Here is a 13,866-nt window from a genome sequence, read left to right as displayed (position 1 = left end):
GCGTCGCGCGTGACCGGCGCCCGGTCACAGGTTGCCGCGCTTCTCCTGCTCCCGCTCGATCGCCTCGAACAGGGCCTTGAAGTTGCCCTTGCCGAAGCCCATCGAGCCGTGCCGTTCGATGATCTCGAAGAAGACGGTCGGCTTGTCCTGGACCGGCTTGGTGAAGATCTGGAGCAGATAGCCGTCCTCGTCGCGGTCGGCGAGGATCTTCAGCTCGCGCAGGGTCTCGACGGGGACGCGGGTGTCGCCGACCCACTCGCCGAGGGTGTCGTAGTAGGAGTCCGGGGTGTCGAGGAAGCGGACCCCGGCCGCCCGCATCGTCCGTACCGTCTGCACGATGTCGTTGGTGTTGAGCGCGATGTGCTGGACGCCCGCGCCGCCGTAGAACTCCAGGTACTCGTCGATCTGGGACTTCTTCTTGGCGATGGCGGGCTCGTTGATCGGGAACTTGACCTTGAGCGTGCCGTCCGCGACGACCTTCGACATCAGGGCGCTGTACTCGGTGGCGATGTCGTCGCCCACGAACTCCTTCATGTTCGTGAAGCCCATGACCTTGTTGTAGAAGCCGACCCACTCGTTCATCCGGCCGAGTTCGACGTTGCCGACGCAGTGGTCGATCGCCTGGAAGGTGCGGTGGGCGGGCGGTTCGACGATGGGCTCGGCGGCGACGAAGCCGGGGAGGTACGGGCCGTCGTAGCCGGAGCGGTCGACCAGGGTGTGGCGGGTCTCGCCGTAGGTGGCGATCGCGGCGAGGACGACGGTGCCGTGCTCGTCCTTCAGCTCGTACGGCTCGGCGACCGAGCGGGCGCCGTGCTCGATCGCGTAGGCGTACGCGGCCCGGGCGTCGGGGACCTCGATGGCCAGGTCGACGACGCCGTCGCCGTGCTCGGCCACATGCCGCTCGAGGAACTCGCCCCAGCCGGTGGCGGCCTTGATGACGGAGGTCAGGACGAACCGGGCCGAGCCGTTGGTGAGCACGTACGAGGCGGTCTCGCGGCTGCCCGTCTCCGGTCCGGAGTAGGCGACCAGCTTCATGCCGAAGGCGGTGGAGTAGTAGTGCGCCGCCTGCTTGGCGTTGCCCACGGCGAAGACGACCGCGTCCATTCCCTTGACCGGGAAGGGATCGGCCTGCCGGGCGGTGTCGGGAGTGTGGTGTGTGGTCTGCGTCATAGCCGAAGCCTCGCGCCGGGCAGCAAGGTGCGCAATAGTTCGCTTCATCGCTGGGCAATGTGTTCAGCGGTACGGCGGTTTCGACGGCATTTCTGTACAGGGTGACCATCGTGGAGGCGGGCAGGTATGGCGATCGACCGACTGGACGGCCGGATCATCGTGCTGCTGGCCCGGGAACCGCGGCTGGGGGTGCTGGAGATGTCCCGGCGGCTGGGAGTGGCCCGGGGGACCGTGCAGGCGCGGCTGGACCGGCTTCAGTCGAATGGAGTCATCCGGGGATTCGGCCCCGAGGTCGATCCGGCGGCGCTCGGCTACCCGGTCACGGCGTTCGCCACGCTGCAGATCCGGCAGGGGCAAGGGGCCGACGTACGGGCCCACTTGGGGTCCGTTCCGGAGGTGCTGGAGCTGCACACCACCACCGGCAGCGGCGACATGCTGTGCCGGCTGGTGGCGCGTTCCAACGCCGATCTCCAGCGGGTGATCGACCTGGTCGTCGGTTTTGATGGCATTGTCCGGGCCTCCACCGCGATCGTGATGGAGAACCCCGTTCCGCTGCGGATCATCCCGCTGGTGGAGCAGGCGGCCGAGGACGACCGGGACCGGCCCTGACCCAGGTGACCTGCCCCGGAGCTGGTCCGGGCCTGGTCGACATGGGGCGGTGAGGGCGTGTGAGCTTCTGGGAGTACGTGAGCAGCCGTCATCAGCAGCTGCTCACCGATGCCTACCAGCACGCCAGCGTCGTCTTCCAGTGCATGGTCGTGGCGACCCTGCTGGGTGTGGTGGTCGGGGTCGTCACCTACCGCAGCGGCTGGGCGGGCAACCTCGCCACCCTCGGCACCTCCGCGATCCTGACCGTCCCGTCGCTCGCGATGATCGGTCTGCTGATCCCGCTCGTGGGGCTCGGCGTGCCGCCGACGGTGATCGCGCTGACCCTGTACGGCCTGCTGCCGGTGGTGCGCAACGCGATCGTGGGGCTGCGCGGCGTCGATCCCACGCTCGTGGACGCGGCCAAGGGCATCGGGATGTCCGGGGCGATGCGGCTGCTGCGGGTCGAGCTGCCGCTGGCCTGGCCGCCGATCCTGACCGGGATCCGGGTCTCGACCCAGATGCTGATGGGCATCGCCGCCATCGCCGCGTACGCCTCCGGGCCCGGCCTGGGCAACGAGATCTTCCGCGGCATCGCCTCGCTCGGCAGCAAGAACGCGCTCAACCAGGTCCTGGCGGGCACGCTCGGGATCATCGTCCTGGCCCTGCTGTTCGACGCCGTGTACGTCCTCATCGGACGGCTGACGATTCCCAGGGGGATCCGTGTCTGAGACCGAGTCCGGGGGCGCCCACGGGGCGACGATCGAGCTGGTGAACCTCACCAAGCGCTATCCGGGCAACCCCAGCCCCGCCGTCGACAACGTCACCATGGAGATCAAGGCGGGCGAGACCGTCATCTTCGTCGGCCCGTCGGGCTGCGGGAAGTCGACCACGCTGAAGATGATCAACCGGCTGATCGAGCCGAGCGGCGGCCGGATCCGCATCAACGGGGAGGACGTCACCGACATCGACCCGGTGAAGCTACGCCGCAAGGTCGGGTACGCGATCCAGTCGTCCGGGCTCTTCCCGCACATGACCGTCGCGCAGAACATCGCGCTGGTGCCGAGGATGATCGGCTGGCCGAAGGGGCGGATCCGGGACCGGGTGGAGGAGATGCTCGACCTGGTCGGCCTGGATCCCGGCGAGTTCCACGGCCGCTATCCGCGCCAGCTGTCCGGCGGGCAGCAGCAGCGGGTCGGCGTGGCCCGGGCGCTGGCGGCGGATCCGCCCGTCCTGCTGATGGACGAGCCGTTCGGCGCGGTCGACCCGATCACCCGCGACCACCTCCAGGACGAGCTGATCCGGCTCCAGCACGAGCTGCACAAGACCATCGTGTTCGTCACCCACGACTTCGACGAGGCGATCAAGCTGGGTGACCGCATCGCGGTGCTGCGCGAGCGCTCGCACATCGCCCAGTTCGACACCCCGGAGGCGATCCTCACCAACCCGGCGGACGACTTCGTGTCCGGGTTCGTGGGGGCGGGGGCGGCGCTGAAGCGGCTCAACCTGAGCCGGGTGCGGGACGTGGAGATCACCGACTACCCGACGGTGACCGTCGACGACCCGCTCCAGACCATCTTCAACAAGCTCCGCTCCAGCGGCACCAACGAGATCCTGCTCCTGGACCAGCGCAGACGCCCGTACAAGTGGCTGCGCCGCGGGGACCTGATGCGGGCCAGGGGCTCGCTGGCGCGGGCCGGGACCCTGGTCAGCGACACGGTGACGAAGGACGCCACCTTGCGGGACGCGCTGGAAGCGGTGCTCACCGACAACACCGGGCGGGTCGCGGTCACCGGGCGGCGGGGCGAGTACACCGGGGTCGTCGACATGGAGACGCTGCTGAACTCCGTGCACGAACTGCTGGAGGCGGACCGGCTGGAGGCGCTGGAGGCGCAGCACGAGCTGGAGGAGGCCCGGGCCGCGCAGACGCACGCCGAACAGGAGGGCCCGGGCGGGGAGGCGAAAGCGTGAGCACCCCCGACCTGGACGAGCACCGCCGCCCGGAGGGCACTCCCGGGCCGCACGGCGAGGCCGAGGACGAACGGCAGGTGACCAGGACCCCGCCGCCGGGGCCGCCCCGCCGCATCACCTGGCAGAAACTGACCTTCCTGCCCGCCTTCCTGGTCGCCCTGCTGCTCGCGACCTGGCTGTGGTTCCAGCAGGCGGACCTGGACCCGATCTCCGAGAACGCGCTGTCGAACGGGCAGGTGTCGAAGGCGCTGTGGCAGCAGGTGCAGCTGACGGTGATCTCCACCTTCTTCGTGCTGATCATCGCGATCCCGCTCGGCATCCTGCTGACCCGGGGTTCGCTGCGCCGGGCCACACCGTTCGCGATGGCCGTCGCCAACATGGGGCAGGCGACGCCCGCCATCGGGCTGCTCGCCCTGCTGGTGATCTGGCTGGGCACGGGCACGAAGGCCGCGCTGATCGGCATCATCGCCTACGCCATCCTGCCGGTGCTCGCCAACACCATCGCGGGCCTGAAGTCGAACGACCCGACCCTGCTGGAGGCGGCCCGCGGCATCGGGATGTCCTCGCTGGGCGTGCTCCGCAAGGTCGAACTGCCGCTGGCCGTGCCGCTGATCCTGGCCGGCGTGCGGACGGCCCTCGTGCTCAACGTCGGCACGGCGACCCTCGCGACCTTCGGCGGGGGCGGCGGCCTGGGCGTGCTGATCACCACCGGCATCACCAACCAGCGCATGCCGGTGCTGGTGCTGGGCTCGATCCTCACCGTCTCGCTCGCCCTGCTCGTCGACTGGCTGGCCTCACTGGCGGAAGTGCTGCTGCGGCCGCGGGGGCTGGAGGTGGACTCGTGAAGCGCTCGCGCCCGGTGATCGCCGGGGCCCTGGCGGCACTGGCCGGCTGCGCGCTGGCCGGCTGCGGGCTCACCAGCGGCTCCCCCATGGTCGACGACGTCTCGCCCGGGTCGATCGGACAGGGCGAGCCGCTCAAGGGCGCGCATCTCACCGTGACGTCCAAGTCGTTCACCGAGAACCTCATCCTCGGCGCGATGATGGGCATCGCCTTCGAGGCGGCCGGCGCGGACGTGCTGGACCGCACCGGCATCCAGGGCTCCATCGGCTCGCGCGAGGCGGTCAGGAACGGCGACGCCGACGCCATGTACGAGTACACGGGCACCGCCTGGATCACGTACCAGGGCAACAGCGAGCCCATCCCCGATCCGCAGCAGCAGTGGCAGGCCGTGCACGACGCCGACCTGAAGAACGGCGTGACCTGGCTGCCGCCGTCGCGGCTGAACAACACCTACGCGCTGGCCATGAACCAGGCCGACTTCAAGAAGTACGGCACCAGGACGCTGTCGCAGGTGGCCGCGCTGTCGAAGTCCGACCCGAGCGCCGTGACGCTCTGCGTGGAGAGCGAGTTCGCCAACCGCGCGGACGGCCTGCCCGGCATGGAGAAGGCGTACGGCATGTCCGTTCCGGCGTCGCGGATCACGCAGATGGACACCGGGATCATCTACACCCAGGTCCAGAAGGGTGCCTGCACCTACGGGGAGGTGTTCACCACCGACGGGCGCATCAAGTCCATGAACCTGGTGGTGATGGCCGACGACAAGAAGTTCTTCCCCAACTACAACGCGGCCCCCGTGATCAACTCCGAGACGCTGAAGAAGTGGCCGGCGATCGCCACGGTCATCGACCCGGTGACGAAGAAGCTGGACAACACGGTGGCCCAGGACCTGAACGCGAAGGTGGACGTCGACGGGGAGGATCCCCACCAGGTGGCCCTGGACTGGATGAAGCAGGAAGGGTTCGTCAAGTAGCCCGCCGGGCGGGACCGGAGTCGCGACCGGCCAGACCCGGGACCTGTCGACCTGGCTGGACGACCGCGGCTCCTGGCCCGAGGAGTGGAACCGGGTGTGGGACACGAGCAGTGCGACGCTCCTGCTGACCCCGGAGCAGACCCGCGAACTCATCGGCAAGATGCACGCGTTGATCGACACCTGCCGCGACCGGGCCGCCGAGGCGGGCGACGCGGGCACCGCCCGGGTCCGCGTGCACACGCACGCCTTCCCCATCGCCACCGACTGACGCCACCGACCACGCCGCCGGCCCCGCCGAACAGCGCGCCGCACCGGCGCGACGCTCGACTCGGAGCACCGCAGCAAGGCACCGCGGCACCGCACCGACGCCACCCCGCCGCCGCCACCCGCCGACGCACCGGACCGAGAGGCATCGCCATGTACCTCGAGCACCGGCTCGCCCTGTCCCGCAACGCCGAGCTCCGCGCCCGCGCCGACGCCCACCGGCTCGCCGCCGCGTTCCGGCGCCCCCGCGCACTGCGGACGCGCCTCGGCTGGACCCTCGTGGAGGTGGGGCTGCGGCTCGCCGCGGCGCCCGGGGCGAACACCGCGGCCGTCGCCTGCCAGCGGGCCGCTAACAGCTCGGTACCGAGCCCTTGCCCTTCTCCAGGGCGGTCAGCGCGCTCACCGCGCCCTTCAGGGTGGTGACCGGGACCAGCCGGAGCCCTTTCGGCAGCTCGGACTTGGCGTCGGCGCACTCGGCCTTCGGCACCAGGAACACCGTCGCCCCGTCCCGCCGGGCGGCCTGCGTCTTCAGGGCCACGCCGCCGACCGCGCCGACCGTGCCGTCGGCCTCGATGGTCCCGGTGCCGGCGATCGTGCGCCCGCCGGTGAGGTCGCCGCCGCTGCCGTCGCCGTCGAGCTTGTCGACGATGCCGAGCGAGAACAGCAGCCCGGCGCTGGGGCCGCCCACGTCGGACAGCCTCAGCGTGACCTTGATGCCGTCGTCGGCGCGGCCGAGGTACTTCAGCGCGGCCTCGGTCGCGGCGTCCTGGGACTGCCGCATCTGCTCGGTGTTGTGCTGCTCGATCTCCTTGGTGCTCTCCCCGCTGGGGTAGACGGAGTCGCGCGGCATGACCGCCTGGTCGGTACTGAACCAGACGTCGACGAGCTCGGAGAGCCGGACGTCCGTGTCGGGGTTGGTCGCCTCGATCGTCGTCATCCGCAGCTGTCCGCTCGTCGTGCGGACGGGCGCGCCGGTGATCGTGATGACCGGGGTGCCCTTGTTCTCGCCGAGGACGTTCGCCGTCATGCCCGGCTGCGCCACCGAGAACGGCAGTGGCGCGAACGCGGCCGTCGCGAGCAGCGCCACGAGCGGCAGTGCGCAGACGGTGAGGGCCTTGGGGCGTGAGAGGCGTGAGAGCACGAGGTCAATCTAACGTGACGGCGAGTTCCGGCTCGCGGCTGGATGTCGTCCGGCCGGGCGCGAGCCCCGGCCCACGCCCCTCCCCCTCACCTCCGCGTCCCCTCTGCGGCCCCCGTCCGCCGTCCGTCCTCCCGTCCTCACCGGTCACCGTCACCCGTGGCCGCAGGCCGTAAGCCGCTGGCCGTTCGTCGCCCGTAGCCCGTCCGCCGGTCCCGAGAGCCTCCCGGCGTCGGCCGCGTCCGTCGGCGCCGCGCGTCAGCGCAGGGCCTCCGCCACCTCCCGTGCCGCGTCCACGACCCGCGGCCCGACGCGCTCGGGCACCGCGTCGGCCAGCATCACCACACCGACGCTGCCCTCGACGCCGGTCACGCCCAGCAGCGGAGCAGCGGCCCCGCTCGCGCCGGCCTCCAGCTCCCCGTGCGTCAGCGTGTAGCCGGGCTCGTCCGCGGGCCGCGCCGGGTTCTGCCGCGCGAAGAGGATCGCCCGGCCCGCGGCGCCCCGGTCCAGCGGATGCCGGAATCCGGCCCGGTACGCCACGTGGTAGTCCGTCCAGGTCGGCTCGACGACGGCGACGGCGAGCGCCTCCGTCCCGTCCACCAGGGTCAGATGCGCGGTCGCCCCTATGTCCTCGGCCAGCGACCGCAGCGCGGGGAGCGCGGCCTCCCGCACCAGCGGATGCACCTGGCGGCCGAGCCGCAGCACCCCGAGGCCGACCCTGGCTCGCCCGCCCAGGTCACGCCGTACGAGTGCGTGCTGCTCCAGCGTGGCGAGCAGCCGGTACACGACGGTCCGGTTGACGCCCAGTTTGTTGGAAAGTTCGGTGACGGTCAGCCCGTGGTCGGTGTCGGCCAGCAACTTGAGGACTTTCAGCCCTCGATCGAGCGTCTGGGAGGTCTCCGCGGTCACGACGCCCACTCCTTAAGTGGTGAGGTCGGCAGCCTCCGTCGCGGCGGATGCGTCACCGAGTCCCGTCAGTGACGCGCTTCAGAGGCCGCCGATCGACAGATGGGCCCGGCGTGTCCGGGCCCAGTCGCTTCACGGCTGCGCTCCGCGGCGGCGCTGCCACGGGGCGTGTGCGTAGCGGGACAGTAGCGAAGCCGGTTCGCTGAGCGGAAGGCTCCGTCCAGAATCCGGTCAGTGGCCGGTAGGGACTACTTGCATTTATCCCGATACGTACGGAGCGTGACATCACGGTTCGCGCCCCCGGTCCGGGACCGGGGGCGCGGGCGAGGGGAAACCTCACCGCATCCGGGTCGCCCACTCCTGCACCTTCGCGATGCGCTGCCGCAGCTGCCCCGCCGTCGCCTCCGCGCTCGGCGGACCGCCGCACACCCGCCGCAGCTCGGTGTGGATCACCCCGTGCGGCTTGCCGCTCTGGTGGACGTACGCCCCGACCATCGTGTTGAGCTGCTTACGCAGCTCCATCAGCTCCTTGTGCGAGACGACCGGCCGCCGCTCGGCCGGCAGCTCCAGCAGATCGGCCTCGGCGTCCGGCCGCTTCTTGCTGTGCGCGATCTGCTTGGCCTGCCGCTTCTGGAGCAGCATCTGCACCTGGTCGGGCTCCAGCAGCCCGGGGATGCCGAGGTAGTCCTGCTCCTCCTCGCTCCCCGGGTGGGCCTGCATGCCGAACTCGGCGCCGTTGTACATCACCCGGTCGAAGACGGCCTCGGACTCCAGCGCCTCGAAGGCGAACTGCTCCTGCTCGCCGGTGTCCTCGTCCTGCTCCTTGTTCGCCTCGTCCATCTCCTTCTCGGACTCGGCGTACGGATCCTCCTCGCCCTCCTTCTTGGGCTTGTCGAGGGCGTGGTCGCGCTCGACCTCCATCTCGTTGGCGAAGGTGAGCAGATCGGGCACGGTCGGGAGGAAGACGGAGGCGGTCTCGCCGCGCCGCCGGGACCGCACGAAGCGCCCGACGGCCTGGGCGAAGAAGAGGGGGGTGGAGATCGTCGTCGCGTACACGCCGACCGCGAGCCGCGGCACGTCGACGCCTTCCGACACCATCCGCACGGCGACCATCCAGCGGTCGTTGCTGCCGCTGAAGTCGTCGATGCGGCTGGACGCGCCGGTGTCGTCGGACAGGACGAGCGTCGCCTTCGTGCCGGTGATCTCCCGGATCAGCTTGGCGTAGGCGCGGGCCGACTCCTGGTCGGAGGCGATGACGAGCGCCCCGGCGTCCGGGATGGCCTTCCTGACCTCGGTGAGCCGCTGGTCGGCGGCGCGCAGCACGCTCGGCATCCACTCGCCGCGCGGATCCAGGGCCGTCCGCCAGGCCTGGCTGACCGCGTCCTTGGTCATCGGCTCGCCGAGCCGCGCCGCGATCTCGTCGCCCGCCTTGGTCCGCCAGCGCATGTTGCCGCTGTAGGAGAGGAAGATGACGGGCCGGACGACCTGGTCGGCGAGCGCGGACCCGTACCCGTAGGTGTAGTCGGCGGCCGAGCGCCGGATCCCGTCGTCGCCCTCCTCGTAGGTGACGAAGGGGATGGGGTTGGTGTCGGAGCGGAACGGCGTTCCGGTGAGCGCGAGGCGGCGGGTCGCGGGCTCGAAGGCCTCGAGACAGGCCTCGCCCCAGGACTTGGAGTCACCGGCGTGGTGGATCTCGTCGAGGATGACGAGGGTCTTGCGCTGTTCGCTCCGGTTGCGGTGCAGCATCGGGCGGACGCCGACACCCGCGTACGTCACGGCGACGCCGTGGTAGTCCTTGCTGAGCGGGCCCGCGCTGTACTCGGGGTCCAGCCGGATCCCTATCCGCGCGGCCGCCTCCGCCCACTGCTTCTTCAGATGCTCGGTCGGCGCGACCACGGTCACCTGCTGCACGACATGGTGGTGCAGCAGCCAGGAGGCGAGGGTCAGCGCGAACGTCGTCTTGCCGGCGCCGGGTGTGGCGACGGCGAGGAAGTCGCGCGGCTGCTCCTGGAGGTACTTCTCCATCGCCCCCTGCTGCCAGGCCCGCAGTTTGCTCGCGGTGCCCCAGGGGGCTCGGCCCGGGAAGGCCGGTGACAGGTGGTGGGAGTGGGAGGTGGAGGAAGCGGCGGTGGTAGTCACGGTCTCCGGGTTCGGGGTCGAATCAGAGGGGCCGCGCGAAGCGCGTCGGACGGGGCGGTGGGGCGGCTGACGGACGGCTGACGGGTGGGTGGACCGGCTCTCGGCTGCGGAGGACAACCGGGCCACCCTACCGGCGGCCCGACGCCGTCAACGAGCGAACAAGGCCGGGTCGGGTGCGGGTGGGACCCACGTCACAGAAGACGGGCGACGCCGGCTCAGCGCGCGAAGCGCGGCAACCGGGCCGCGATCTCGGGCACGCCGAGGACGCCCTGGCACATGTCCGGCCACGCGATGCGCTGTGCCGTGGCCCCGACGGCACCCACAGCACCCACAGCACCCACAGCACCCACAGCACCCACAGCACCCACAGCACCGACCGATACCACGTGGGGTCATTCCGGTTCCGCCCGCAGCCGCGTCGTCACCCAGGCGCCGAACAGCGCGACGGCCGCCATCGGCAGGAAGACGGCGGCGAAGGCCGCCGGATGCGAACCGGCGGACGTCGTCGCCGTCGTCGTCGCGTGCGCCACGCTCCCGCCGCCGAGCGCCGCGAAGGCGGCGCCTCCCGCGGCCAGCAGCAGCACGTTGGACAGCCCGTCCGAGATCTGGAGGGCCGCGGAGTTGGCCCCGGCCTCCTCGGGGGCGGACAGCTTCAGCAGCAGCACGCTGGAGGCGGCGATCACCAGCCCCATCCCCAGACACCCGAAGCCCCAGGCGACGGCCACGGTCCAGACGGGCACGGAAGGGACCAGGACGCCGGGCGCCGCGGCGATGGCGGCGGCCGACAGCACCATCCCGAGCGCCATCAGGCGCTCCCGGTAGGGCTCCGCCCACGGCCGTGACTGCACCCACGATCCCAGCGCCCAGGTCGCCCCGCCGGCCGCCAGCGAGAACCCGGCGAGGGTCGGGCTGAGCCCCCGCTGCGTCACGAGCATCAGCGGCACGAAGGACTCGGCGGCGATGAAGGACCCGGCGGCCACCCCGCGCAGCAGCACGACGGACGGCAGCCCGCGGGCCGCCCGCCAGGTGCCGCGCGGCAGCAGCCCCAGCACGGCGGGCACGAGCAGCGCGACGCCCGCGGCTCCGGGGAGGAGGGAGACCGGCCGCAGATCCTGGGCGGCGTACTGGAGCAGTCCGGCGCCGAGGGAGATCCCGAGCGCGAGCCGGATCCGCCGCCGGTCGAAGGCGCCCGCCGCCATGCCCTCCACCGGGCCGGCCGCCCGCCGCCGTATCTGGGGCAGCGCGAGCGCGAGCGGAAGCACCACGAGGCCGGGGATCCCGAGGAAGACCCACCGCCACCCCAGCTGCTCGGTCACCGCACCGGCGGCCAGCGGCCCCACCACGGACGGTACGACCCAGCAGGCGGCGAACGCGGCCATGATCGCGGGCCGCAGCCGCTCCGGATAGGCCCGCCCGACGACGACGTACAGGGCGACGATCACCAGCCCCCCGCCGAGCCCCTGCACGGCCCGCCCGAGGATGAAGACCCACATGCCCCCGGCGCTCCCGGAGAGGAGCAGCCCGGCCGCGAAGGCCGCTATGCCCCCGCCCAGCGCGCCGAGCGGCCCCCGCCGGTCCGACCACTGCCCGGCGAAGACCATCCCGAACAGGCTGGTGGTGAAGTACCCGGAGAACGCGTACGCGTACAGCGCCACCCCGTCGAGCTCCCGCGCCGCCACCGGCATCGCGGTCCCCACGGCGGTCGCCTCGAAGGCGATGAGCAGCACCACGGAGACGATCCCGATGGTCAGGGCCCGATAGGACCGCCCGAGCACGCCCTCGCCGGTCCGCCCGGGCACCGCCTCGCCGGTCCGGCCGCTCCCGCCCGTCCGTTCGCTGTCACGGATCCCGTCGGTCTCGCCGGGGCGTTCCACGGCGGCGGGCAGGACTTCGTCGGCGACACCGGTGTCGCGGGGTTCGAGGGCAGCCATGAGGGCCAGCGTAAGGTCCGCAACCGACATTGACCCCTGTCGGAAGGCGGGTCCCCGCCCGGGACGATGGTCCTACGACCACCGCGCCGCACCCCCGTTTCATGAACGGCGTGTGGCAGTCCCGTTGCAGCCGCCGCGTCCCCCTTGAGCCCCTCCTCGCCGCGCCCGTACGGTCGACGTACCGAGTTCGGAACGGGGCGAGATCCCCGCTCCCGACCTGGCCGTGTGCCCGAGTGGCTTAGGGACTCGCCTGCAAAGCGAGGTACGTGGGTTCAATTCCCGCCACGGCCTCTGACCGGCCTGACCAGGAAGAACGAAAAGGGTGGCACCCCTCGGGGGTGCCACCCTTCTTCGACCGGCTAGTGGTCGTTGACGTAGTAGTGCGTGGTCACGCTGCCGTAGTCCGGGCCCAGCCAGACCGCGACGCTGATCGACGTGTCCTCGGGCAGGTCGTAGATGCCGCCCTGGGAAGCACGGGCCGAGGCGCAGGCGCCCTCTCCGCCCGAGGCGGTGAGGGTGTACCGGATGTGATACGCGCCGCTCGGGTACTGGACGGCGATCTGCACCCGGGGCGAGACACCGTCGGCGTCCGTGTCGCAGACCGAGACGATGTCGCCGTACTCGGCGATGTAGGCCGTGCCGCCCGGATTGGAGTCGGAGGTGGTCCAGGTGTGGTCCCAGCCACCGCTCGGCGGATCGACGGTCGCCGACGCCGACGTCGCGTTGGCGAGTGCCCCGCCGGCAAGAAGAACGGTCGCGGCCAAGGCCGCAATCTTGTGGCGCATTCCATACCCCCTGTATGTACCCGCTCGGGCATTCCGGCGAGCCGTGGTGACCTTACGTCAGGTGGGCATTTTTATCGATGGAGTTTATCGACCGCGCCATCGCGAGCTGTCCCGTTTTCTTTCATCCGTCTTTCTCGTCTTCCCTGTTGTTCCCTGTTTTGGCATGGCTTCTGGGTAATTGGCGGGCAGCGCCACGACAATGGGGTGGTCGAATATTGGCGGGCCTTTTACAAAAAAAAGGGGGCGGCACCCTTCCCGGGTGCCGCCCTCTCGGTCGTCAGCCTGCGGAACAGAGGCCGCCGTTCGGGCAGAACATCACCCAGGTGAAGTTGTAGCCGGTCCGGATGGTGACGGGGTTCGGTGTGGGGCCGTCATTGACGTAGGAACCCGAGTCGGGGATGGCGGTGAAGGTGACCGTCGTGCCGACCTGGAAGCTCGCCGTGCAGGTGCCGGTCGGGTAGGGCTGGGGTTCGTTGCTGCCGTACGGGTCCCAGGCCGACTGGTGGCAGTTGATGCCTGCGGGCCGGCTGGTGATGGTGCCGCCGCCCCAGCCGTCGCTGACCCACGCGGACAGTTGAGCGGTGGACTGGGCCTGAACGGGTGCGACGGAGGCGATCGCGGCGGCCGTGGCCAGTGCGGTGACGATGCCCGTCGCGCGCCAGGCGCCCTTTCTGTTCTTCCTCATGGAAGGCTCCTCGGATCGAACCGTGCCGACCCCCTGCGACCAGCCTATTGGCGCCCTCACGCGTGTGCTAGGCGAGCGAGTGGTTGACCGCTTGACCTCTGATCCGGTGGGTCGGGGCGGTGAAGTACCCGGGCGCCGGGCGGGATCCGTGGGCCGTGCGGACGCGGTGGTCGGCGCCGGGGAACGCCTCTGCCGTCGGCGTCGCCCGGTGATGGCGGCCATGACCACACCCGCCAGGGCCGGCCGGGCCGCGCCCGGAGACCCCGCGTCGCCGCCGGGCCTCGTCGGCGAACCGGCCGGACTCACGAACCGGCCGGACTCACCCGGCCTCTCGGGAAGGCGACGTCACGTCGGACCGGATCCCTCGTCGGCATCGGGGCGGTCTCCTCGGTTCCGCGTACGCACGCGCATCGGGGCACCACACCTTTCCGTTCCCCCGATTTAACCTACGGCCCCTTAACAACCCTCTCTCTACGCGC

13 protein-coding genes and 1 tRNA gene are annotated in these 13,866 nt (G+C 71.1%); 7 read left to right on the top strand and 7 right to left on the bottom strand.

Features of this window, described 5'->3' with window-relative positions; translation table 11 throughout:
* Positions 1 to 24 precede the first annotated feature (24 nt).
* Complete coding sequence (gene hppD / locus J2X68_RS26080; protein ID WP_057600412.1) at positions 25 to 1,170, bottom strand: 4-hydroxyphenylpyruvate dioxygenase; 1,146 nt, start codon at positions 1,168 to 1,170, stop codon at positions 25 to 27.
* Positions 1,171 to 1,296: 126 nt separating this feature from the next.
* Here hppD and J2X68_RS26075 point away from each other — a divergent pair, with 126 nt between their 5' ends.
* The 6 genes from J2X68_RS26075 to J2X68_RS26050 all read left to right on the top strand — a co-directional run bounded on the left by J2X68_RS26075 (position 1,297) and on the right by J2X68_RS26050 (position 5,807).
* Positions 1,297 to 1,779 (top strand): Lrp/AsnC family transcriptional regulator, encoded by a 483-nt coding sequence (locus J2X68_RS26075; RefSeq protein WP_057600414.1) that lies wholly within the window; start codon positions 1,297 to 1,299, stop codon positions 1,777 to 1,779.
* Between the two features lie 59 nt (positions 1,780 to 1,838).
* On the top strand, positions 1,839 to 2,486 hold the full coding sequence (locus J2X68_RS26070; RefSeq protein ID WP_310435011.1) for an ABC transporter permease: 648 nt from the start codon (positions 1,839 to 1,841) through the stop codon (positions 2,484 to 2,486).
* Positions 2,479 to 3,726 (top strand): betaine/proline/choline family ABC transporter ATP-binding protein, encoded by a 1,248-nt coding sequence (locus tag J2X68_RS26065; protein ID WP_310435010.1) that lies wholly within the window; start codon positions 2,479 to 2,481, stop codon positions 3,724 to 3,726. Before J2X68_RS26070 ends, J2X68_RS26065 begins: the two co-directional genes overlap by 8 nt.
* The gene (locus tag J2X68_RS26060) at positions 3,723 to 4,571 is read left to right on the top strand and encodes an ABC transporter permease (protein WP_399040843.1); all 849 of its coding nucleotides are present in this window, start codon (positions 3,723 to 3,725) and stop codon (positions 4,569 to 4,571) included. The genes J2X68_RS26065 and J2X68_RS26060 overlap by 4 nt, the downstream gene beginning before the upstream one ends.
* Positions 4,572 to 4,657: 86 nt before the next feature.
* Positions 4,658 to 5,539 (top strand): glycine betaine ABC transporter substrate-binding protein, encoded by an 882-nt coding sequence (locus J2X68_RS26055; RefSeq protein WP_310435148.1) that lies wholly within the window; start codon positions 4,658 to 4,660, stop codon positions 5,537 to 5,539.
* A 94-nt stretch (positions 5,540 to 5,633) separates the two neighbouring features.
* Complete coding sequence (locus J2X68_RS26050) at positions 5,634 to 5,807, top strand: hypothetical protein (protein WP_310435009.1); 174 nt, start codon at positions 5,634 to 5,636, stop codon at positions 5,805 to 5,807.
* A 345-nt stretch (positions 5,808 to 6,152) separates the two neighbouring features.
* On the opposite strand, the gene J2X68_RS26045 is transcribed toward J2X68_RS26050, so the two are convergent.
* The 4 genes from J2X68_RS26045 to J2X68_RS26030 all read right to left on the bottom strand — a co-directional run bounded on the left by J2X68_RS26045 (position 6,153) and on the right by J2X68_RS26030 (position 11,917).
* A complete protein-coding gene (locus J2X68_RS26045) occupies positions 6,153 to 6,944 on the bottom strand; it encodes a S16 family serine protease (protein ID WP_310435008.1) in 792 nt (263 codons plus the stop codon).
* A gap of 255 nt (positions 6,945 to 7,199) precedes the next feature.
* Positions 7,200 to 7,850, bottom strand: a complete 651-nt coding sequence (locus J2X68_RS26040; RefSeq protein ID WP_020132430.1) for an IclR family transcriptional regulator — start codon at positions 7,848 to 7,850, stop codon at positions 7,200 to 7,202.
* Positions 7,851 to 8,183: 333 nt separating this feature from the next.
* The gene (locus tag J2X68_RS26035) at positions 8,184 to 9,986 is read right to left on the bottom strand and encodes a DEAD/DEAH box helicase (RefSeq protein ID WP_310435007.1); all 1,803 of its coding nucleotides are present in this window, start codon (positions 9,984 to 9,986) and stop codon (positions 8,184 to 8,186) included.
* Between the two features lie 392 nt (positions 9,987 to 10,378).
* Entirely contained in the window at positions 10,379 to 11,917 is a 1,539-nt protein-coding gene (locus J2X68_RS26030; RefSeq protein ID WP_310435006.1) for an MFS transporter, read from the bottom strand.
* Positions 11,918 to 12,136: 219 nt separating this feature from the next.
* On the opposite strand from J2X68_RS26030, the gene J2X68_RS26025 reads away from it, so the two are divergent.
* Positions 12,137 to 12,208, top strand: a tRNA-Cys gene (locus tag J2X68_RS26025).
* 68 nt (positions 12,209 to 12,276) lie between these two features.
* On the opposite strand, the gene J2X68_RS26020 is transcribed toward J2X68_RS26025, so the two are convergent.
* Positions 12,277 to 12,702 carry a hypothetical protein gene (locus J2X68_RS26020; protein ID WP_310435005.1) on the bottom strand — a complete coding sequence of 142 codons (426 nt, stop codon included), beginning with the start codon at positions 12,700 to 12,702 and terminating at the stop codon, positions 12,277 to 12,279.
* A gap of 277 nt (positions 12,703 to 12,979) precedes the next feature.
* The gene (locus tag J2X68_RS26015; protein ID WP_310435004.1) at positions 12,980 to 13,387 is read right to left on the bottom strand and encodes a hypothetical protein; all 408 of its coding nucleotides are present in this window, start codon (positions 13,385 to 13,387) and stop codon (positions 12,980 to 12,982) included.
* Between the last annotated feature and the right edge of the window lie 479 nt (positions 13,388 to 13,866).

The sequence above is a fragment of the Streptomyces sp. 3330 genome (assembly GCF_031456635.1).
In the GTDB taxonomy this organism is placed as follows: domain Bacteria; phylum Actinomycetota; class Actinomycetes; order Streptomycetales; family Streptomycetaceae; genus Streptomyces.
This window is presented reverse-complemented; position numbering and strand designations above follow the sequence as displayed.